This is a genomic window from Stenotrophomonas sp. 22DLJC03, assembly GCF_056861405.1.
In genome coordinates this window covers 300,822-319,808 of record NZ_JBSPUG010000003.1, presented here as the reverse complement: position 1 = coordinate 319,808, position 18,987 = coordinate 300,822, and the positions used below count along the sequence as shown (strand labels likewise).

Annotated in this window: 18 protein-coding genes; 10 read left to right on the top strand and 8 right to left on the bottom strand. The window is 66.7% G+C overall.

Translation table 11 applies throughout. The features are described from left to right. Positions 1 to 213 precede the first annotated feature (213 nt). Genes AC13GA_RS12135 through AC13GA_RS12110 form a run of 6 tightly spaced genes read left to right on the top strand, consistent with a single transcriptional unit; the run spans position 214 to position 6,136 of the window. Entirely contained in the window at positions 214 to 3,042 is a 2,829-nt protein-coding gene (locus AC13GA_RS12135) for a monovalent cation/H+ antiporter subunit A (protein ID WP_482998232.1), read from the top strand. Continuing rightward, positions 3,042 to 3,434, top strand: coding sequence for a Na+/H+ antiporter subunit C (locus AC13GA_RS12130; protein WP_046984823.1), 393 nt, complete (start codon positions 3,042 to 3,044; stop codon positions 3,432 to 3,434). Before AC13GA_RS12135 ends, AC13GA_RS12130 begins: the two co-directional genes overlap by 1 nt. Next, on the top strand, positions 3,431 to 4,966 hold the full coding sequence (locus tag AC13GA_RS12125; protein WP_046984824.1) for a monovalent cation/H+ antiporter subunit D: 1,536 nt from the start codon (positions 3,431 to 3,433) through the stop codon (positions 4,964 to 4,966). The genes AC13GA_RS12130 and AC13GA_RS12125 overlap by 4 nt, the downstream gene beginning before the upstream one ends. Further along, a complete protein-coding gene (locus AC13GA_RS12120) occupies positions 4,963 to 5,469 on the top strand; it encodes a Na+/H+ antiporter subunit E (RefSeq protein WP_006399169.1) in 507 nt (168 codons plus the stop codon). The genes AC13GA_RS12125 and AC13GA_RS12120 overlap by 4 nt, the downstream gene beginning before the upstream one ends. Continuing rightward, a complete protein-coding gene (locus AC13GA_RS12115) occupies positions 5,466 to 5,750 on the top strand; it encodes a K+/H+ antiporter subunit F (RefSeq protein ID WP_006399171.1) in 285 nt (94 codons plus the stop codon). The genes AC13GA_RS12120 and AC13GA_RS12115 overlap by 4 nt, the downstream gene beginning before the upstream one ends. Beyond that, positions 5,747 to 6,136 (top strand): Na+/H+ antiporter subunit G, encoded by a 390-nt coding sequence (locus AC13GA_RS12110; RefSeq protein ID WP_482998231.1) that lies wholly within the window; start codon positions 5,747 to 5,749, stop codon positions 6,134 to 6,136. The genes AC13GA_RS12115 and AC13GA_RS12110 overlap by 4 nt, the downstream gene beginning before the upstream one ends. Positions 6,137 to 6,279: 143 nt before the next feature. Here AC13GA_RS12110 and AC13GA_RS12105 read toward each other — a convergent pair whose 3' ends face one another. Together AC13GA_RS12105 and AC13GA_RS12100 are read right to left on the bottom strand one after the other, a co-directional pair. Beyond that, complete coding sequence (locus tag AC13GA_RS12105) at positions 6,280 to 7,245, bottom strand: sodium:calcium antiporter (RefSeq protein ID WP_046984827.1); 966 nt, start codon at positions 7,243 to 7,245, stop codon at positions 6,280 to 6,282. Between the two features lie 73 nt (positions 7,246 to 7,318). Next, positions 7,319 to 7,972, bottom strand: coding sequence for a hypothetical protein (locus AC13GA_RS12100; protein WP_046984828.1), 654 nt, complete (start codon positions 7,970 to 7,972; stop codon positions 7,319 to 7,321). Between the two features lie 125 nt (positions 7,973 to 8,097). Between AC13GA_RS12100 and AC13GA_RS12095 the strand changes: the two genes are divergently transcribed. Continuing rightward, positions 8,098 to 8,625: a hypothetical protein gene (locus tag AC13GA_RS12095; protein ID WP_482998230.1), complete on the top strand. Its 528-nt coding sequence runs from the start codon at positions 8,098 to 8,100 to the stop codon at positions 8,623 to 8,625. A gap of 81 nt (positions 8,626 to 8,706) precedes the next feature. Here the strand turns inward: AC13GA_RS12095 and hmgA are convergent, their stop codons facing one another. Both hmgA and hppD read right to left on the bottom strand, forming a co-directional pair. Then, the gene (gene hmgA, locus AC13GA_RS12090; protein WP_426354966.1) at positions 8,707 to 10,014 is read right to left on the bottom strand and encodes a homogentisate 1,2-dioxygenase; all 1,308 of its coding nucleotides are present in this window, start codon (positions 10,012 to 10,014) and stop codon (positions 8,707 to 8,709) included. 102 nt (positions 10,015 to 10,116) lie between these two features. Further along, entirely contained in the window at positions 10,117 to 11,229 is a 1,113-nt protein-coding gene (hppD, locus tag AC13GA_RS12085) for a 4-hydroxyphenylpyruvate dioxygenase (protein ID WP_211195207.1), read from the bottom strand. A 66-nt stretch (positions 11,230 to 11,295) separates the two neighbouring features. Between hppD and AC13GA_RS12080 the strand changes: the two genes are divergently transcribed. After that, positions 11,296 to 11,853, top strand: a complete 558-nt coding sequence (locus tag AC13GA_RS12080; protein WP_081307605.1) for a MarR family winged helix-turn-helix transcriptional regulator — start codon at positions 11,296 to 11,298, stop codon at positions 11,851 to 11,853. Between the two features lie 88 nt (positions 11,854 to 11,941). On the opposite strand, the gene AC13GA_RS12075 is transcribed toward AC13GA_RS12080, so the two are convergent. The 4 genes from AC13GA_RS12075 to AC13GA_RS12060 form a co-directional block, all read right to left on the bottom strand. Continuing rightward, positions 11,942 to 13,081 (bottom strand): hypothetical protein, encoded by a 1,140-nt coding sequence (locus tag AC13GA_RS12075; protein WP_253079266.1) that lies wholly within the window; start codon positions 13,079 to 13,081, stop codon positions 11,942 to 11,944. 252 nt (positions 13,082 to 13,333) lie between these two features. Next, the gene (locus AC13GA_RS12070; RefSeq protein ID WP_482998229.1) at positions 13,334 to 13,933 is read right to left on the bottom strand and encodes a thioredoxin family protein; all 600 of its coding nucleotides are present in this window, start codon (positions 13,931 to 13,933) and stop codon (positions 13,334 to 13,336) included. Between the two features lie 19 nt (positions 13,934 to 13,952). Continuing rightward, entirely contained in the window at positions 13,953 to 15,452 is a 1,500-nt protein-coding gene (locus AC13GA_RS12065; protein WP_136639148.1) for a peptide MFS transporter, read from the bottom strand. A 180-nt stretch (positions 15,453 to 15,632) separates the two neighbouring features. Next, positions 15,633 to 16,508 (bottom strand): tryptophan 2,3-dioxygenase, encoded by an 876-nt coding sequence (locus AC13GA_RS12060; protein ID WP_482998228.1) that lies wholly within the window; start codon positions 16,506 to 16,508, stop codon positions 15,633 to 15,635. A gap of 335 nt (positions 16,509 to 16,843) precedes the next feature. On the opposite strand from AC13GA_RS12060, the gene pdhA reads away from it, so the two are divergent. Both pdhA and AC13GA_RS12050 read left to right on the top strand, forming a co-directional pair. Continuing rightward, positions 16,844 to 17,926 carry a pyruvate dehydrogenase (acetyl-transferring) E1 component subunit alpha gene (pdhA, locus tag AC13GA_RS12055; RefSeq protein WP_482998227.1) on the top strand — a complete coding sequence of 361 codons (1,083 nt, stop codon included), beginning with the start codon at positions 16,844 to 16,846 and terminating at the stop codon, positions 17,924 to 17,926. Beyond that, positions 17,919 to 18,986, top strand: coding sequence for an alpha-ketoacid dehydrogenase subunit beta (locus AC13GA_RS12050; protein ID WP_006474353.1), 1,068 nt, complete (start codon positions 17,919 to 17,921; stop codon positions 18,984 to 18,986). The genes pdhA and AC13GA_RS12050 overlap by 8 nt, the downstream gene beginning before the upstream one ends. The last annotated feature ends 1 nt before the right edge of the window (position 18,987 follow it).

Here is an 18,987-nt window from a genome sequence, read left to right as displayed (position 1 = left end):
CAGCCCCTGTGCGACAGGGCCTGCGGTCTCCCTGCGTGGGCGTAGGGTGATCCCCGAGGGCAGCCAGGGAGCGACTGCAGGAACGTGATGTTGCGCCGCAGAAAAAATGAATCAGCGAACGTTACATGCAATTGATCGCTGTTCGATGGGTTTCGGCGACATTTCGCAGCCTGTTATCCTCCCTGACCTGCTCGTGAATCATGGATTCCCTGCATGCTCCCCAGCCTGCCCCTGCTGCTGGCCCTGCCGTTCCTGATGGCAGTGGCTGTTGCGGCCTTCCCCCGTAGTTCGCGCTCGACTGCTGCCTGGCTGGCGGCGCTGGCGCCGTTGGGCGGGCTGGCCATCCTCGCCTGGCTGACCCCATCGGTGCTCGACGGCCAGATGGTGCGGACGATGGTCCCCTGGCTGCCGCAGATCGGCCTGGATTTCACCCTGCGCCTGGATGGGCTGGCCTGGATGTTCGCCGGGTTGGTGCTGGGCATCGGCGCGCTGGTGGTGCTGTATGCGCGCTATTACCTGAGCAGCCAGGACAACGCACACCGCTTCTACATCTACCTGCTGCTGTTCATGGGCGCCATGCTGGGCATGGTGGTGTCGGGCAACCTGCTGTTGCTGATGATTTTCTGGGAAATGACCAGCATCAGCTCGTTCCTGCTGATCGGCTTCTGGTCGCACCGCCAGGACGCCCGCGAGGGCGCGCGCATGGCGCTGGTGATCACTGGCGGCGGCGGCCTGGCGCTGCTGGCCGGCGTGCTGCTGATCGGCCGCATCGTCGGTAGTTTCGACCTGGACGTGGTGCTGGCCGCCGGCGAGCAGATCCGCGCCAGCGCGCTGTACCCGTACGCGCTGTTCCTGGTGCTGGCCGGCATCTTCACCAAGAGCGCGCAGTTCCCTTTCCACTTCTGGCTGCCGCACGCAATGGCCGCGCCGACCCCGGTCTCGGCCTACCTGCACTCGGCCACCATGGTGAAGGCCGGCGTGTTCCTGCTGGCACGCCTGCATCCGGCATTGGCCGGCAGCGATCTGTTCTTCTATACGGTCAGCGGCATCGGCGCCCTGACCCTGCTGGTCGGTGCCTGGAACGCGATCTTCCAGCATGACCTGAAGGGCCTGCTGGCCTACTCCACCATTTCCCATCTGGGTCTGATCACCCTGCTGTTCGGCCTGTCCACGCCGATGGCGGTGGTGGCCGGCGTGTTCCACATCCTCAACCACGCCACCTTCAAGGCCTCGCTGTTCATGGCCGCCGGCATCATCGACCACGAAACCGGCACCCGTGACATGCGCAAGCTGGGCGGGCTGCGCAGGCTGATGCCGTTCACCAGCGCGCTGGCGATCATCGCCTCGCTGGCAATGGCCGGCATTCCACTGCTCAACGGCTTCCTGTCCAAGGAAATGCTGTTCGCCGAGGCGATCAGCGCAGGCGGCCCCCAGGCCATGCGCACCGCGGTGTCGATCGCCGCGCTGCTGGCCGGCGTGTTCGGCGTGGCCTACAGCCTGCGCTTCGTGCATGACACCTTCTTCGGCCCCGGCCCGCACGATCTGGACCGCGTGCCGCACGAGCCGCCGCGCTGGATGAAGGTGCCGGTGGAGATCCTGGTAGTGATCTGCGTGGCGGTGGGCGTGGCCCCGGCATTGACCGTCGCGCCGGTGCTGCACGCCGCTGCGGCCTCGATCCTCGGCAATGCCATGCCCGAATACAGCCTGGCGGTGTGGCATGGCTTCAACCTGCCGCTGGCGATGAGCGCGATCGGCGTGGTCGGTGGCGTGGCGCTGTACTTCGGCCTGCGCAGGCTGATCAACCTGCACGGGGTGACCAATACCAGCCCCGGCCGCAACGTGTTCCACCACCAGCTGGACCTGCTCTCAGCCGCAGCACAGCGACTGACCAACGGCATCGCCAACGGCAGCCTGCAGCGCATGCTGCTGGGCCTGGTGCTGGTGGCGATCGTGGTCGCCGCCGCGCCGTTCGTGGCCAATCCGGCCTCGCCGAACTGGACCGCGCCGCAGCCGATCCCGCTGCTGGGCTGGGCGCTGTGGCTGGTGATGATGGCCTGCGCGGTCGCCACCCTGCGCGTCTACAAGCAACGCCTGCTGGCGGTGCTGCTGGTCGGCGGCGTCGGCCTGATGGTGGCGCTGACCTTCGTGTTCCTGTCCGCACCGGACCTGGCGCTGACCCAGCTGCTGGTGGAGATGGTGACCCTGGTGCTGATGCTGCTGGGCATGAACTACCTGCCCGCGCAGTCCGGGCCGGAGCGCCCGCGCTGGCGCAAGCGCCGCGATGCGGTGATCGCGATCATCGCCGGTGCCGGCCTGGGTGCGCTCGCCTACACCGCGATGACCCTGCCGCCGAACACCATGGCCGGCGAGCTGCTGGCCCGCGCCCTGCCCGAGGCCTACGGCCAGAACGTGGTCAACGTGATCCTGGTCGACTTCCGCGGCTTCGATACCTTCGGCGAGATCACCGTGTTCGGCATTGCCGCGCTGGTGGTACACGCACTGCTGCGACGCACGCGGATGGCACCGGAGCAGATCATGCCCGGCCCGCCGATCAAGCTGCCGGTGCCGGCCGACCTGGCCCAGATCATGTTCCCGCTGACCCTGACCGTGTCGATCTTCCTGTTCCTGCGCGGCCACAATGCGCCGGGCGGTGGCTTCATCGCCGGCCTGGTGCTGGCCGTGCCGCTGCTGATCCAGTACGTGATCCAGGGCACCGCATCGGTGGAATCGCGCTTCGGCTTCGACTACATCCGTTGCATCGGCATGGGCCTGCTGATCGCCATCCTCAGCGGCAGTGCGTCGATGCTGTTCGGCGTGCCGTTCCTGACCAGCGGCCACCTCGACCTGCACCTGCCGCTGATCGGCGAGGTACCGCTGGCCAGCGCGATCGGCTTCGATATAGGCGTGTACCTGGTGGTGTTCGGTGGCGCGATGCTGATGCTGTCGATGATGGCCACCGTGAAACCCTCTCGTACCCGCACCGCGCGAAAGGGCGAGATCGACCTGCAACGCCGCTCGGCACGTACCGGGGAGATGCACTGATGGAACTGGCCCTGGCCTCCGCGATCGGCGTGCTGACCGCCATCGGCATCTACCTGCTGCTGCGCGCGCGCAGCTTCGATGTGATCCTGGGCATGACCTTCCTGTCCTACGCCACCAACCTGCTGATCTTCGCCGGTGGCCGTGTGGTGCTGGGCAAGGCGCCGGTGCTGCAGGAAGGCGTGGACAGCAACCTCGGCAACTACACCGATCCACTGCCACAGGCGCTGGTGCTGACCGCCATCGTCATTGCCTTCGCGATGACCGCAGTGAGCATCGTGCTGGCCATGCGCAGCCGCAGCGACAACCACAGCGACCACGTGGACGCTCACGAGCCGGATGACGACCTGCAGGATGAGGGTGTGCCGCCGCGCCAGGGCGAGGACCGCGCATGAACCACCTGGTGATCCTGCCGATCCTGGTTCCCCTGCTCGGTGCCGCGCTGTCGCTGTTCGTCGAGCACCGCCGTTATGGCCCGAAGGTGCAGCGCGCGGTGGCCTGGACGTCGCTGTCGGCGCTGGCGCTGGTGGTGGGCCTGTTGTTCGCCACCACCGCCAGCGGCGATATCAGCGTCTACCTGCTCGGCGACTGGCCGTCGCGGCTGGGCATCGCGCTGGTCGCCGACCGGCTGTCGGCGTGGATGCTGCTGACCACCCTGCTGCTGGCCATTCCCTGCCTGCTGCATGCCTGCTCGGGCTGGGACCGCCGCGCACCGCACTTCCATGCGCTGTTCCAGTTCCAGCTGGTCGGCCTCAACGGTGCGTTCCTGACCGGCGACATCTTCAACCTGTTCGTGTTCTTCGAGGTGATGCTGATCGCCTCCTACGGCCTGCTGCTCAGTGGCGGCCGCGGCCTGCGCATGCGCATCGGCCTGCACTACGTGGTGTTCAACGTCACCGCCTCGACGTTGTTCCTGATCGCGCTGGGCCTGCTGTACGCCTCGCTGGGCTCATTGAACATGGCCGAGCTGTCGCAGCGCATCGCCGAGGTGCCGCCGGCACAGCTGACCCTGGTGAAGGCGACGATGGGCCTGTTGCTGCTGGTGTTCTGCGCCAAGGCCGCACTGATGCCGCTGTACCTGTGGCTGCCTGAAGCCTATTCGCGCGCGCCGGCCGCAGTGGCCGCACTGTTCGCGATCATGACCAAGGTCGGCCTGTATGCGGTGCTGCGCATCCAGATGCTGTGGTTCGGCGACGATGCCGGTGCGATGGCCGGCTATGGCCGCGACTGGCTGCTGTGGGCCGGCGTGGCGACACTGGTGCTCGGTGGCCTCGGTGCGCTGGCCGCGACCCGCCTGCGCGTGCTGATCTCCTACCTGGTGATCGTCTCGGCCGCCACGCTGTTCATCGCCTTCTCGGTGGGCACGCCGCAAGTACTTTCGGCCGGCCTGTACTACCTGCCGCACAGCAGCTTCGTCGCCGCCGCGCTGTTCCTGATCGCCGACCTGATCCGCCGCCGCCGTGGTGGCGCCAGCGACCGCAAGGAAGTGGTGGCGCCGATGCCGGGCAAGGAGACGCCGGCGGTGCTGTTCCTGATCGCCGCGGTGTCGGTGGCTGGCCTGCCGCCGCTGTCCGGCTTCCTGGCCAAGGCCGCGCTGCTGGCCGGCATGCCGGCGCAGTACACCGGCCCGGTCTGGACCGCCGTTCTTGTCAGCAGCCTGCTGGTGATCATGGGCCTGACCCGCGGTGGCATCCGCCTGTTCTGGCGCGTGCCGCCGGTCGATCCGGAAGCGCCGCCGCCGCGCAAGGCACGGCTGCGCCGGGTCGAGCTGTACGCCGCCTGCATCCTGCTGGCCTATGGCATCGGCATGACCCTGGCCGCCGCGCCGCTGATGCGCTACACCGACGCCACCGCCGCACAGCTGCTGCAGCCCGGCGAGTACGTGCAGCAGCTGCGCGCGACCGCACCGGAGATCCGCCAGCCATGACCGCCCAGCGCTCACTGTTCCGCCGCATCATTCCCTCACCGATGCTCAGCATCATGGTGGTGGCGTTCTGGTTGCTGATGTCCGACAGCTTCACCGTCGGCCAGACCGTGCTCGGCCTGGTGCTGGGCGTGGTGGTGCCACTGTTCGCCGCGCGCCTGGACCGCGAGTTCGCCCGCATCGGTACCCTGCGCCCGCTGCCCAAGCTGCTGTGCGTGACCCTGTGGGACATCCTGATGTCCAACATCCGCGTCGCCCTGCAGGTGCTGGGCCCGGAGAAGAACATCCATCCGGGCTTCATCTGGCTGCCGTTGGACATCGCCAACATCCACGGCATCGCCGCGCTGACCAGCATGATCACGCTGACCCCGGGCACGGTCTCGGCCGCGCTCAGCGAAGACCGCAGGTTCCTGCTGGTGCATGTGCTGCACCTGGAGGATCCGCAGGCGCTGATCGATACGATCAAACGACGTTACGAAGCCCCGTTGATGGAGATTTTCCCATGACTGGATTCCAGATCATCCAGACCACGCTGGTGGTGTGCATGCACGTGGTCGGCCTGGCCATGCTGCTGGCCACCTGGCGCCTGCTGCGCGGACCGACCGTGCCCGACCGCATCCTTGCGCTGGATACGCTGTCGGTGACCGCCATCGCCGAGCTGATGCTGTTCGGCATGTACCTGAACTCCGCGATCTACTTCGAGGCTGCCCTGGTCATCGCCATGCTCGGCTTCGGCAGCACCGTGGTGCTGAGCAAGTTCGTGCTGCGCCGGGACATCGTCGAATGATCACCGCGATCCAGATCGGCCTGTCGATCCTGCTGCTGTTCGGCTGCTTCTTCATCCTGGTCGGTGCGCTGGGCCTGGTGAAGCTGTCCACGTTCTTCAAGCGCCTGCACGCGCCGACCAAGGCCAGCACGCTGGGCGTGGGCTGCGTGCTGGTGTGCTCGGTGTGCTACCACATCTTCCTCGGCCAGGACCCGCAGCCGCGCGAGCTGCTGATCACCGTGTTCCTGTTCATCACCGCACCGATCAGCGCGCACATGATGGCCAAGGCCGCGCTGTCGCTGCTGATGGAAACCCGCCCCAGCCTGCCCGGCAACGAACGGGCTGCCGAAGAGCAGCTGCCGCCGCCGGAGCCGGTGCGGGAAGAAGAGCACGCGCAGAACCGGTAACCCCGGTAGATGCCGACCTTGGTCGGCGCTTTGTTGCTGCGAGTGCCAACCAAGGTTGGCAGCTACCGCATCATTGGCGGGGTGACCGGTAGGTGCCGACCTTGGTCGGCACGGAACCAACCGCATCCACGCATGGTGTGGCTCTACAACCCGGGTGCACCCACCAGCAGCAGCTCCAGCACGAACCAGCCAACAAACGCGACCAGCAGGATCACGCCTTCGCCACGGCTGATCTTCAGGTCGCCACGCAGCATCGGGTACAGCACCAGCGCGAAGGCCAGCAGCGCCGGCAGCTCCAGGCGCACGAACGAGGCCGGCAGCGCCAGCGGCTGCAGGACCGCCATCGCACCGATCACCAGCAGCAGGTTGACCACGCTGGAGCCCAGCACGTGGCCCATCACCATGTCGCCATGGCCACGGCGTGCCGCAGCGATCGCGGTTGCCACCTCCGGCAGCGCGGTACCGATCGCGACCGGCAGCAGACCGACCAGCAGCGGCGTCCACCCCAGTGCAACACCGAAGTCCGCCGCCGCACCGACCACCAGGCGGGCGCCCCAGTACAGCGCCAGCGCCGCGATCACCACGCGCAGCACGTTCAACGGCAGGCTGGTACGGCTCAACGCGGACTCGGCGATCACCGCCTGCACCTCGGCGCTCTCGCTGCGGCCACGACGCAGCAGCACCACCTGCACGATGATGAAACCGGCCACCAGCACGCCGCCTTCCCAGCGCGCCAGGCCACCATCAAGACCGAACAGGATCAGCACCACGCCCGCCGCCAGCAGCGACCACCACAGTACCGTCTGCAATCGCGCGCGCAGCAGCAGCGGCGCAGCCATCGCAGCGACGGCCAGGGTCAGGCCCAGGTTGACGATGCTGCTGCCCACCGCGTTGCCCAGCGCCAGCTCCGGCTGGCCGACCGCCAGCGCGCGTGCGTTGACCGCCAGTTCCGGCAGCGAAGTGGTCACCCCGAGCAGCAACAGGCCAGCCGTGAACGGACTGGCGCCGAAGCGTTGCGCCAGGCCGGACACGGCCTTGACGATGGAGTCCCCGCCCAGCGCCAGCAGCAGCAGGCCGAGCAGGAACCAGGCAATTGCAATGGCGATCATCGAGCACTCCCCCAGCGGTCGTGGCGCGATTCTACGCTTGGCCCGCGCGCAAGGCTGGGCCGTGGATCAAGGATCAGCCACAGCCTTCCACATAATCGACCTGCGGGGTCTGGCCCACCCGCCACGCGCCGACCCGGCCGTCCGCACCGAGTGCGAAGTCGACCACCGCACCGCCCTCCTGCGCCGGCCGCACGCGCAGGTGCTGGGCCTTCTCGTCGTACTTGTCGGGGACGACGTCACCGCGCTCGGGATACAGCACCTGCAACTCGCCCAGGGTCATGCCGACCTTGCCGCCGCCCGGTGCGATGACCGCAGCATTGTGCACGTCATAGCGCACCAGCTTGCGGCCTTCGATCATCAGGCGCGGATCTTCGGCATTCTGCGGACGCAGGAAATAGCAGCCATCGTTGTTGTCGTCGACCGGCAGCGGTTTGCCGGCAGCATCGCTGCCCACGCCCCGCAGCGGCGTGCCGAAGCCGCTGCGGACCTCGGCGATGGCTGCACCGAGCTTCGCGCCGGCGTAGCCGTCCAGGTGTGCTGGGCTGTCGCTGCGGAGATCATTGGCCGGGCGCGCGGCCAGATCGGGATCGGCGGACTGTGCGGGCCCGGTCGCCGACGCGGTTTCGGCTGGGGTGTCGCTGCCACTGCCGGCCGCCCCCTGTTTGTCCTGGCCGCCGCAGGCGGTGAGCGAAAGCAGCAACAGACCAGCAATCGGGAGATGCTTCATCGGTGCGGTTCCCTGGCACGAAGGTGGCTGCACGCTAGCGCAGCACATGTGCAGGTGCTGCATTGTCATCGCCGTTTCATGGCCTTCGTTCAGGCTCGGCGTGCACCGACTTGGCCGTCCCCTCCATGCAACCGCGTAAGACCGATCTCGCCCGAACCGCGCTGCAGGCCCACCGCGCGCCGCTGGACATGCGCCAGAGGCGGCTGCTGATCCTGTGCGACGGCCAGCGCAGCATCACCGACTTGACCGGCCTGCTTGGCCCGGAGGCTCCGGCGATGGTCATCCAGCTGGTGCAGGCGGGCTATCTGAGCACAGGGCCGGCCGCAGCGACGCCCGCCCCCTCCCCCGAAGCCGCTGCCATCTTGCCAGCGCAGGCTGCGGTGCCTGCGACACCGGTCGAACGCCGCCGCTCGCTGGTGGCCGCGCGCATCTACGTGCTGGGCATCCTGGAGATGCAGCGCCACCCGCAGGCCGCTGCGGTGTTCCGCGACCTGCAGCAGGCGCGTGCGGAAGTCGAAGTGCTGCAGCGGCTGCAGTCAGCGCTGCAGGTGCTGCCCGCGCTGACCTCGGACGGCTACTGCCAGCGCGTACGCCAGCGCCTGCTGGAAGCGCTGCCGCTGGAGCATTGCGACGCGTTCGCCGAGATGGCGTAACCGCAGGTTCCGACGGCAATCATCCACGCATGGCGTGGATGCGATCAGGATCCGTGCCGACCAAGGTCGGCACCCACCAAGCTAGCGGGACGACCGGAAGTTGTTGCGCAGGCCGTTCCAGCACTGCTGGTAATCACCCTGCCGATGGCCGGCAGCCAAGGCCTGCGCGGTCGGGCGGATCACCGCGCGGGTCTCGAACATGAAGGCCATGGTGTCCTTGATCACGTCCGGCTTGGACAGGTCTGCGTTGGAGGCCTTGTCGAAGGTCGGCGCATCCGGGCCATGGCCGCTCATGCAGTTGTGCAGCGACGCGCCGCCGGGCACGAAGCCTTCGGCCTTGGCGTCGTAGGCGCCATGCACCAGGCCCATGAACTCGCTGGCGATGTTGCGGTGGAACCACGGCGGGCGGAACGTGTTCTGCGCCACCAGCCAGCGCGGCGGGAAGATCGCGAAGTCCATGTTGCTGGTCCCCGGTGTGTCGCTGGGCGAATGCAGCACCAGGAAGATCGACGGGTCCGGATGGTCATGGCTGATCGAGCCGATGGTGTTGAAGCGGCGCAGGTCGTAGCGGTACGGCGCGTAATTGCCGTGCCAGGCCACCACGTCCAGCGGCGAATGGTCGATCGGCGCGCGCCACAGGCGGCCTTCGAACTTGGCGATCAGTTCGAAATCACCATCGATATCCTCGAACGCCGCGTGCGGGGTCTCGAAGTCGCGCGGGTTGGCCAGGCCGTTGGAGCCGATCGGGCCGAGGTCAGGCAGCTTCAGCAGCGCACCGTAGTTCTCGCAGATGTAGCCGCGGCTCGGGCCATCGGGCAGTTCGACGCGGAACCGCACGCCACGCGGAATCACCGCGATCTGCTGCGGTTCGATCTCGATCACGCCCAGTTCGGTCAGCAGGCGCAGCGCTCCCAGCTGCGGCACGATCAGCAGTTCGCCATCGGCATCGTAGAAGTAGCGGCCAACCATGTCGCGGTTGGCGGCGTAGAGGTGGATGCCCACACCGGCATGCGCGTCGGGCGAGCCGTTGCCACCCATCGTGTACAGGCCTTCCACAAAGTCGGTCGGCAGTTCCGGCAGCGGCAGCGGGCTCCAGCGCAGCTGGTTCGGCGACGCCGGCTGCGCAGCGAAATCGCACTGCAGCTGGGACTGCGCGAACGGGGTGAACTCACCATGGGTGACCGCCGGGCGGATCCGGTACAGCCAGCTGCGGCGGTTGCTGCCGCGCGGCGCGGTGAAGGCGGTGCCGGTCAACTGTTCGGCGTACAGGCCGTGGGCCACCTTCTGCGGCGAGTTCTGCCCGACCGGCAGCGCGCCGGCGACGGCCTCGGTGGCGAATTCGTTGCCGAAGCCGGACTGGTAGCCGCGGGCGGTGATGGCGGGGGACATGGTGGCTCCTGGAACGGCGATGCCGGAACGGATAGCAGCCGAGCATGGCTCGGCTCTACAGATGAGCAGCCGCCGGGCGTGGCCCGGCGCTACCGATGAACGTTACAGCACGCCGCGGCGGATCTGGTCGCGCTCGATGCTTTCGAACAGCGCGGTGAAGTTGCCTTCGCCAAAGCCTTCGTTGCCCTTGCGCTGGATGATCTCGAAGAAGATCGGGCCGATGCAGTTCTGGGTGAAGATCTGCAGCAGCTTGCGCTGGTGGGTTTCCGGATCGGCATCGATCAGGATCTTGTTCTTCGCCAGGCGCGCCACGTCTTCACCGTGGTTCGGCACGCGCTGGTCGATCACGTCGAAGTAGGTCTCCGGCGTATCGAGGAAGTCCACGCCCTGCGCGCGCATCGCTTCGACGGTCTCGTAGATGTTCTCGGTGAAGCAGGCGATGTGCTGGATGCCCTCTCCCTTGTACGCGTCCAGGTACTCGTTGATCTGGCTCTTCGGGTCGGACGATTCGTTCAGCGGGATGCGCACGATGCCGTCCGGCGCGGTCATCGCCTTGGACACCAGGCCGGTCTTCAAGCCCTTGATGTCGAAGTAGCGGATCTCGCGGAAATTGAACAGACGCTCGTAGTAGTCCGACCACTGCTGCATGTTGCCGAAGTACAGGTTGTGGGTCAGGTGGTCGATGAAGGTCAGGCCGAAGCCCACCGGGTGCAGGTCGGCGCCGGCGATCAACTCATAGTCGCCGTCGAAGATGCTGCCGGCGCTGCCATAGCGGTCGACCAGGTACAGCATGCAGTCGCCGATGCCCTTGATGACCGGGGCATTGACCGCCTTGCTGTCCGGCTTGAAGGCGATGGCTTCGGCGCCGTTGCCCAGCGCGGTCTGGTAGACCTCCTGGCCCGGCTTCTTGAAGCGGATGGCGAAGCCGCAGGCACACGGACCGTGCTTTTCGGCGAAGTCGGCGGCGAACGAATCAGGGTCTTCATTGACCAGGAAGTTGACGTCGCCCTGGCGATAGACGGTAATCGGACGCTGCTTGTGCTTGAGCACCGCGCTGAAGCCCATCTTCCGGAAGTACTCGTGCAGCTCCTGGCCACGGCCGGCCGGGGCGGCGAATTCGACGAACTCGAAGCCGTCGATGCCCATCGGGTTCTCGAAGGTGGTGACCTGCATGCCGGGGTTGGGATGCGAGGCGGTCGGGACTGCGGTATTCATGGCGTGGCTCCGAATCGGTACCGCATCGGTACAAACCAGGTGCGGGCAGGTAGGGACCCGGCGAGAATGCAGGGTCTGGACCTACCCCTTATAGTTACACTTGAAACCACCAGCAAGGTGCACCGCAACATGAGCCCCGCCGATCCCGTTTCGACCCGCCTGCGTTCCTCGCACGTCCTGCTCGACCTGGAACAGTTCCTGCCGTACCGGCTGAGCGTGCTGTCCAACCGGGTCAGCGGCAACATCGCCAAGCTATACGGCGATCGTTACGGTCTGGCGATCCCCGAATGGCGGGTGATCACCATCCTGGCGCTGTACCCGGGTTCCTCGGCCAGCGAGGTCTCCGACCGCACGGCGATGGACAAGGTGGCGGTCAGCCGCGCCGTGGCCCGCCTGCTGGAGCGTGGCTTCATCAAGCGCGAGACCCATGGCGACGACCGCCGTCGCTCGGTGCTGGCGCTGTCGGCAGCCGGCTTCGAGGTGTACGAGACCATCGCGCCAATGGTGATCGAGATCACCCGCAAGCTGATGTCGGTGCTGAGCGAGGAGGAGGAGCAGGTGCTGGAGAAGCTGATCCTGCGCCTGGCCGGCGACGGCCTGGAGCGGATGGGCGAAGGGGTCTGAAAGAAAAAGGGGACGGAGGGGATCAAGTCGTTTTGGGCACAACTGTGCTGATTGCGGCTTTATCCCCTCTGTCCCTTTTTTCCACGCCTCAGCTCAGATGCTTGCGCCGCGCATGGATCCACGGCACTGCCAGCGCGGCGATGGCGCCACCGGCGAAACCGAGTGATGCAGCAACCGTGGCCGCTTCGACCGCCCCTGGCAGCGCCAGTGCCGCGGCCACCAGCAGCAACGACGGCAGGCCGACGAAGGTGCCGAGGAAGAAGTGCCAACGCGGCGACCAGGTATTGAGCTGCAGCAGGCTGACCGGTTGCCAGGCGTCGGATGCGGCGTCCTCGGCGATCTTCGCCACCGCCTTGCCCAGGTCTACTTCCGGCAGCGCGCGCCCCTGCCGTGCGGTCGCCAGCAGCTCGGCCACGGCCTCCACCGGCGGAAAGCTGGACGGCCACGCCACCGGCGCCGGCACGCCGTAGGCGGTCATCAGCGGCACGCTCAGCCACGGCGCCACCAACGGGCGCATGCGGCGTCGGCCATGCACGCACCAGATCTGTGGCTGGCCGTGGGCGGTGACGCTGTACAGCGCCAGCTCACCCGCTGGCGGGTAGCCAAGCATGGTCACCCGCGCCGCCAGGCTGTCCTGGCCCATCGCGCGCAGGAATCCAGGACGGCTGCGTCCCTCCTGCATCCACGCCAGGCCGAGTGCACCCACCAGATACGCCTCGGCCACGTCCTTGCTGCCGGCAGTGGCGCGCTCATCACTGGCCAGGTACCAGGCCAGCGATTTCGGTTCGGAGACATCGTCCAGGCCCCAGCGGCTGTCATCGCCCAGCACGTGGCGCACCGGCAGGCGCGCCGGCGCGGTTTCGCCACGTTCGCCCGGCTGCAGGAACGGCAGTACGCCCTGGATGAAGGTGGACAGTTCGATGGCCCGCGCGCCATGGCCCTGCCATTCCGGCGGCAGCAACCCAGCCAGCTGGCCTTCGGCAGCCAGCGCATCCAGCCGCGCTTTCTGCTCGACCAGCCTTTGCACCGCCCCCTTCAGCACCACGTTGTCGGGCAGCGCGATCTGCGGCAGGCGGTGGCGCGGTGGTGTCAGTTCAACGGTGTTCTCGCCGGTACCATCGTCATCGAGCAGCACTTCCTGCGCCGGCAGGCTCACGCCCTCATCTGCTCCGCTCTCGGCCAATGCGCTGGCAGGTTCGGGCAATCGTTCGGCGTGGTCGCTGTGCATGGGCGTTCCGGTAGGTTGCATCGACGGGGCGTCGACTGAAGTCCTTGCCGGTAACGGCGTGCACGCAGTGAAATTGAGACACCGATTCGGAGAGTGTGACGGCGCGCGCAATAGATCCACGCCATGCGTGGATGCACTTCTGTGCCGACCAATGGTCGGCACCCACCGAGGTTGCTGGCCAGCGGTTGGCACCCACCAGAGCCTGCTGACCAGCAGGCGGCACCCAGCCAGGTTGCCGGCCAGCGGCCGGCACTACCGGTCAGGTGCCCACTGCTTGAGGAAGGCGCTCACTCGGGCAGGCTGGAAAGCTTCGCCCCTGCGCAGCTCACCAGTCGCCTGCGATACCAGCAGTCCACCATCAGCATCGAGCACCAGCAGGTACGGGTAGTCGCGTTCCATCATCGGGAACTGGGCAAAAAAGGCGGTGTTGGGCTGTTCATCACTGGCGTTGATCTTCACCCACACGTAGTGGGCGTCGCGGAAGCGGCGCAGGTCGCCGTTGCCTTCCACCAGTTCGTCCAGCGCATGGCAGCGCTCGCAGGCGGCGTTGCCGACCTCGAGCAGGATGCGCTTCTTGCCGCGCTGGGCTTCCACCTTGGCGGTGGCCAGGTCATTGGCCGGGTCGCGGGCCGGGTCGAACTGTGCACCGAGCCCGGCGATGGCGGCGATGTCCGCCGCCACCGGGGTGTTGCCCGAGGCCACCGGTTCGCTGGGGTCAGCGACCGGTGGCTCGGTGGGTCGGGTATCCAGGGGCTGCGTAGGCTCGGCGGCTGCAGGCGGTTGCGGTTGGGAACAGGCGCCGATCAGCGCCGCACAGACCACCACTACCGCAGTATCGAGCTTGCTACGCATGCCTTCTACCCTCTCATCATTACTTGACGCCGTGCATCAGCTTGTTGATCAGCGGGGCGACCAGGAACAGCACCACGCCAGAGCCGATCAGAGCCCAGAACCCGAAGGTATACCCCTTCAGTGCCGACTCGACCGTCATGCCGCCTTCACCACTGACAACGCCGGCGAAGATGCCCGACAGGTTGTTGCCGATGCCGGTGGACAGGAACCAGCCACCCATGCCGAAGCCGACCAGGCGCACCGGAGCCAGCTTGGTCACCATCGACAGGCCGATCGGCGACAGGCACAGCTCACCGACGGACTGGATGACGTAGACCATGAACAGGGTCCAGAACGGGATCTTGCCGTCCACCACCATCTGCGACAGGGCGTACATCAGCAGGGCGAAGGCGGCGCCGTTGAACAGCAGGCCCAGGCCGAACTTGCGCGGAATCGACGGATTGGCGCGGCCCAGGGCCACCCAGATCCAGGCGATGATCGGCGCCAGGGTGATGATGGCCACCGAGTTGACCGACTGGAACCAGGCGGTCGGGAAGGTCCAGTCGCCCATCTGGCGGTTGACGATGTTCTCGGCCAGGAAGGTGAACGAGCTGCCGGCCTGTTCGAAGAACATCCAGAACATCACGTTGAAGGCGAAGATGATCAGCATGGCGATCACGCGGTCGCGCTGCACCTTGCCCTCGCGGATGCCCTCGACCAGCAGCAGCACGGCCAGTGCGGCGAACATCACGCCCAGGATCCAGGCCAGCGCGGTGGCGCCGGTGGCCAGCAGGAAGTAGGCCACCGGAATGGCGAACAGCGAGCCCACCAGCACCATGACGACACGGCCGAAGCCTTCAGCGCCAGCCGGCGGAGCACCGATGCCCTTCAGGCCGGCGCGCCCGATGTAGAACCACACCAGCGAGATCAGCATGCCCACGCCCGAGGCGATGAACACGACCTTGTAGGACGGCATTTCCGAGGTGCCGAAGACCTTGCGGGCCAGGTACTCGGTCAGCACCGGGGCGATCATCGCGCCGATGTTGATGCCCATGTAGAAGATGGTGAAGCCCGAATCGCGACGCTCATCCTTCAGGCCGTACAGCTTGCCGACCATGGTCGAGATGTTCGGCTTGAACATGCCGTTGCCGACGATGATGGTGGCCAGGCCGAGCTTGAACAGATGCTCTTCCGGCAACGAGATCATGAACAGGCCGGCGGCCATGATCACCGCACCGGTCAGGATCGAGCGCTGGTACCCCAGCACCCGGTCGGCCACGTAGCCACCGAAGATCGCTGCGGCGTACACCAGCGCCAGGTAGGCACCGTAGATGCGGCTGGCGTCGGCTTCACCGGCGGCACTGCCATCACGGAACTGGGCGACGATGTACAGCACCAAGGCCCAGCGGATGCCGTAGAACGCAAAGCGTTCCCAGAACTCGGTCATGAACAGCATCCACAACGGGCGCGGGTGGCCCATCATGGTCTTGAAGTCCGGCACGGCCGGCTCTGGGGTGTTCGCAGTGGCGTTCAAGCTCATGCGGATTTCCTGGTTCGGTGGATGACGAGCACGTCCGATGTGCAGTGGAGCAACGCGCGAGGATCACCGACTTCTGGCGTTCACGTCAAATACACGCCGTTTGAGGCAGGTGCCAGCCTGCTCGCTGAACTTGCATCTGAAACGATCCAGCCGCCGGCCGGGAACCAAGCTGAATGGGAGTCAGGCCAGATCGGCCGGGGGTGCGGCCTGCAGGCTGGTGCGCACCTGGAACAGTTCGGGGAAAAAGGTCAGTTCCAGCGCCTTGGCCAGGAAACCGACACCGGACGAGCCGCCCGTGCCGCGCTTGAAGCCGATCACCCGCATCACCGTACGCATGTGGCGGAAGCGCCAGAGCTGGAAGGCGGTCTCCAGGTCCACCAGGTCCTCGCACAGCGAATACTCGCGCCAGTAGCGATCGGTGTCCTGGTAGATGCGTTCGAAGACCGGCTGCAGTGCGTCATCGGCCACATGCGGCTGGGTCCAGTCGTGGGCCTCGTACACCGCCGGGACGGCGTGGCCGAAACGGGTCAGGTACTTGAGGAATTCCTCGTACAGGCTCGGCGCTTCCAGCGCGGTGCGCAGCTGCGCTTGGCCGGCCGGGTCGTGCTCGAACACCTGCAGCATCTGCGTGTTCTTGTTGCCCAGCAGGAACTCGATGTAGCGGTACTGCAGCGACTGGAAGCCCGACGACGGGCCCAGAACGTCGCGGAAGCCCATGTACTCGGACGGGGTCAGCGTTTCCAGTACCGACCACTGCTCGGTCAGCTGGCGCAGCACCTGCTTGCTGCGCGCCAGCACCTTGCGGCACTGCCAGACTTCATCACGCTGCAGGAAGCCGATCGCGGCACGCAGTTCGTGGCCGAGCAGCTTCAGCCACAGCTCCGAGGTCTGGTGCTGGATGATGAAGAGCATCTCGTCGTGGTGCGGCGGGTTGGACAACGGCTGCTGCGCGCTGAGCAGCTGGTCCAGCCGCAGGTAGCCGCCATAGGTCAGCCGCCCCTGCAGATCGGTGTGGATGCCAGCTTCGAGATCGCGTTGGTTGTTGTCGACGGACATGGGCGGGACCAGATCGGGGGCGGCAAGGGTAGCGCGTTGCCGCCATGCTGGCAGCCGCCGCGTCCATACCGGGGCGTCCGGGCGCCCGTGGAGCATCCCCCGATATGGGGGCTGCGCGTGGAACCGTTCGGGCCGTTGCACGGGCAGTCAGCCAGAGGCGTATTCTGATGCTTTGCAGCAACGACTGAATACGTTGTTGTTATTGGCCCCCCACCCGCCGGCAGGGGTAAAACAGGGCATCGCCGTGTTGCGGCGCAGGAAGGCTATTCCGTACGCGTTCCTTAACATGGCGATTCATATCATTTGTAACTTCTCTGTCGAAGGTGCAGTACGCAATGACGGTTGCCGCTGAATTCAAGATCGAATACCTGCAGTACCTGGACACGGACGGCACGCTCGTCCGCAATGACCTGCCCGCGTCGCTGCGCGACCCCAAGGTCCTGGTGCCGCTGTTCAAGCAGATGCTGTTCGTACGTACGTTCGACAGCAAATCCATCGCGCTGCAGCGCACCGGCAAGCTCGGCACCTATGCCGCCTGCCTGGGCCATGAAGCCGCGCATGTGGGTATCGGCGCTGCGATGCAGAAGGACGACGTGTTCGCGCCTTCGTACCGCGAGTATGGCGCGATGTTCATGCGTGGCGTGCGCCCGCACGATGTGCTGATGTACTGGGGCGGCGACGAACGCGGCAACGACTACGGCGGCAACGCGGCCAAGGACTTCCCGTTCTGCGTGCCGATTTCCACCCAGTGCCTGCATGCCGCAGGCGCCGCGCTGAAGTTCAAGCTCAACAAGGAACCGCAGATCGCGGTGGCCGTGTGTGGCGACGGCGGCAGCTCCAAGACCGACTTCTACGCGGCACTGAATTCGGCGGGCGCTTACAAGCTGCCGCTGATCCTGTGCATCGTCAACAACGGCTGGGCCATCTCGGTCCCGCGTTCGGCCCAGACCGGTGCCGAAACGCTGGCGCAGAAGGGCCTGGCCGGCGGCCTGCATTGCCTGCAGGTGGACGGCAACGACCTGATCGCGGTGCTGGCGGCAATGGAGCAGGCGCGCGAACGTGCGCTGGCCGGCGACGGTGGCACTGTGCTGGAACTGATGACCTACCGCCTGTCCGACCACACCACCGCCGATGACGCGCGCCGCTACCGCGACGACGCCGAAGTGAAGGATGCCTGGCAGCGCGAACCGATGCTGCGCCTGCGCAAGTACCTGATCAACGCCGGCGTCTGGAGCGAGGAAGAGGAAACCGCTTGGGTCGCCGAGTGCGGCACGCGCGTGGACGAGGAAGTGAACCTGTACCTCAACACGCCGGTGCAGCCGGTCGAGGCGATGTTCGATTTCCTCTACGCCGATCCGCCGCAGGACCTGCTGGCCCAGCGTGCCCAGGCGATCGCCCTGGAGAAGCGCCATGGATGAGATCAAGAACGGCGCGCCCGGCGCGCACACCAACGCCGCCGACAGCGCCGCCGTCGCGCGCGGAGAACAGAGCATGACCACCACCCCCATCACCCTGATCGAAGCCATCACCCAGGCACTGGCCTGGGAGCTGGAGCACGACCCGTCGGTGCTGGTGCTGGGCGAGGACGTGGGCGTCAACGGCGGCGTGTTCCGCGCCACCGCCGGCCTGCAGCAGCGCTTCGGCTCCGAGCGCATCCTCGACACCCCGCTGGATGAAACCACCATCGCCGGCCTGACCATCGGTCTGGCGGCACAGGGCATGAAGCCGGTGGCCGAAGCGCAGTTCGACGGTTTCATGTACCCGATGGTCGACCATATCGTCTGCCACGCCGCACGCCTGCGTTACCGCACGCGTGGCCGCCTGCACTGCCCGATGGTGCTGCGCGTGCCGTGGGGCGGTGGTATCCGCGCACCGGAACATCACAGCGAAGCCAACGAGGCGATCTTCACCAACGTGCCGGGCCTGCGCGTGGTGCTGCCGTCGTCGCCGCAGCGTGCCTATGGCCTGTTGCTGGCCGCGATCCGCGAGCCGGATCCGGTGATCTACATGGAGCCCAAGCGCATCTACCGCCAGTACAAGGAAGTGGTCGTCAACGACGGCGAAGCCTTGCCGCTGGACGTCTGCTTCGTGCTGCGCGATGGCACCGACGTGACCCTGGTGACCTGGGGCGCGCAGGTGAAGGAAGCGCTGGAAGCGGCCGACAAGCTGGCCGGCGAAGGTATCAGTGCCGAAGTCATCGACGTGGCCACGCTGCGTCCGCTGGACTTCGCCACCATCGCCGAATCGGTGGCCAAGACCGGCCGCTGCGTGATCGTGCAGGAGGCCCCGAAGACCGCGGGCTTCGGCGCCGAGATCGCCGCGCGCCTGGCCGAGGAATCGATCTACGACCTGCTGGCCCCGGTCGAGCGCGTCACTGGCTACGACACCCACATTCCGCTGTTCCGCCTGGAAATGAAGTACCTGCCGAGCGTTGAGCGGATCGTGGCTGCGGCCAAGCGCGCGGTGGCGGCCGGCTGAC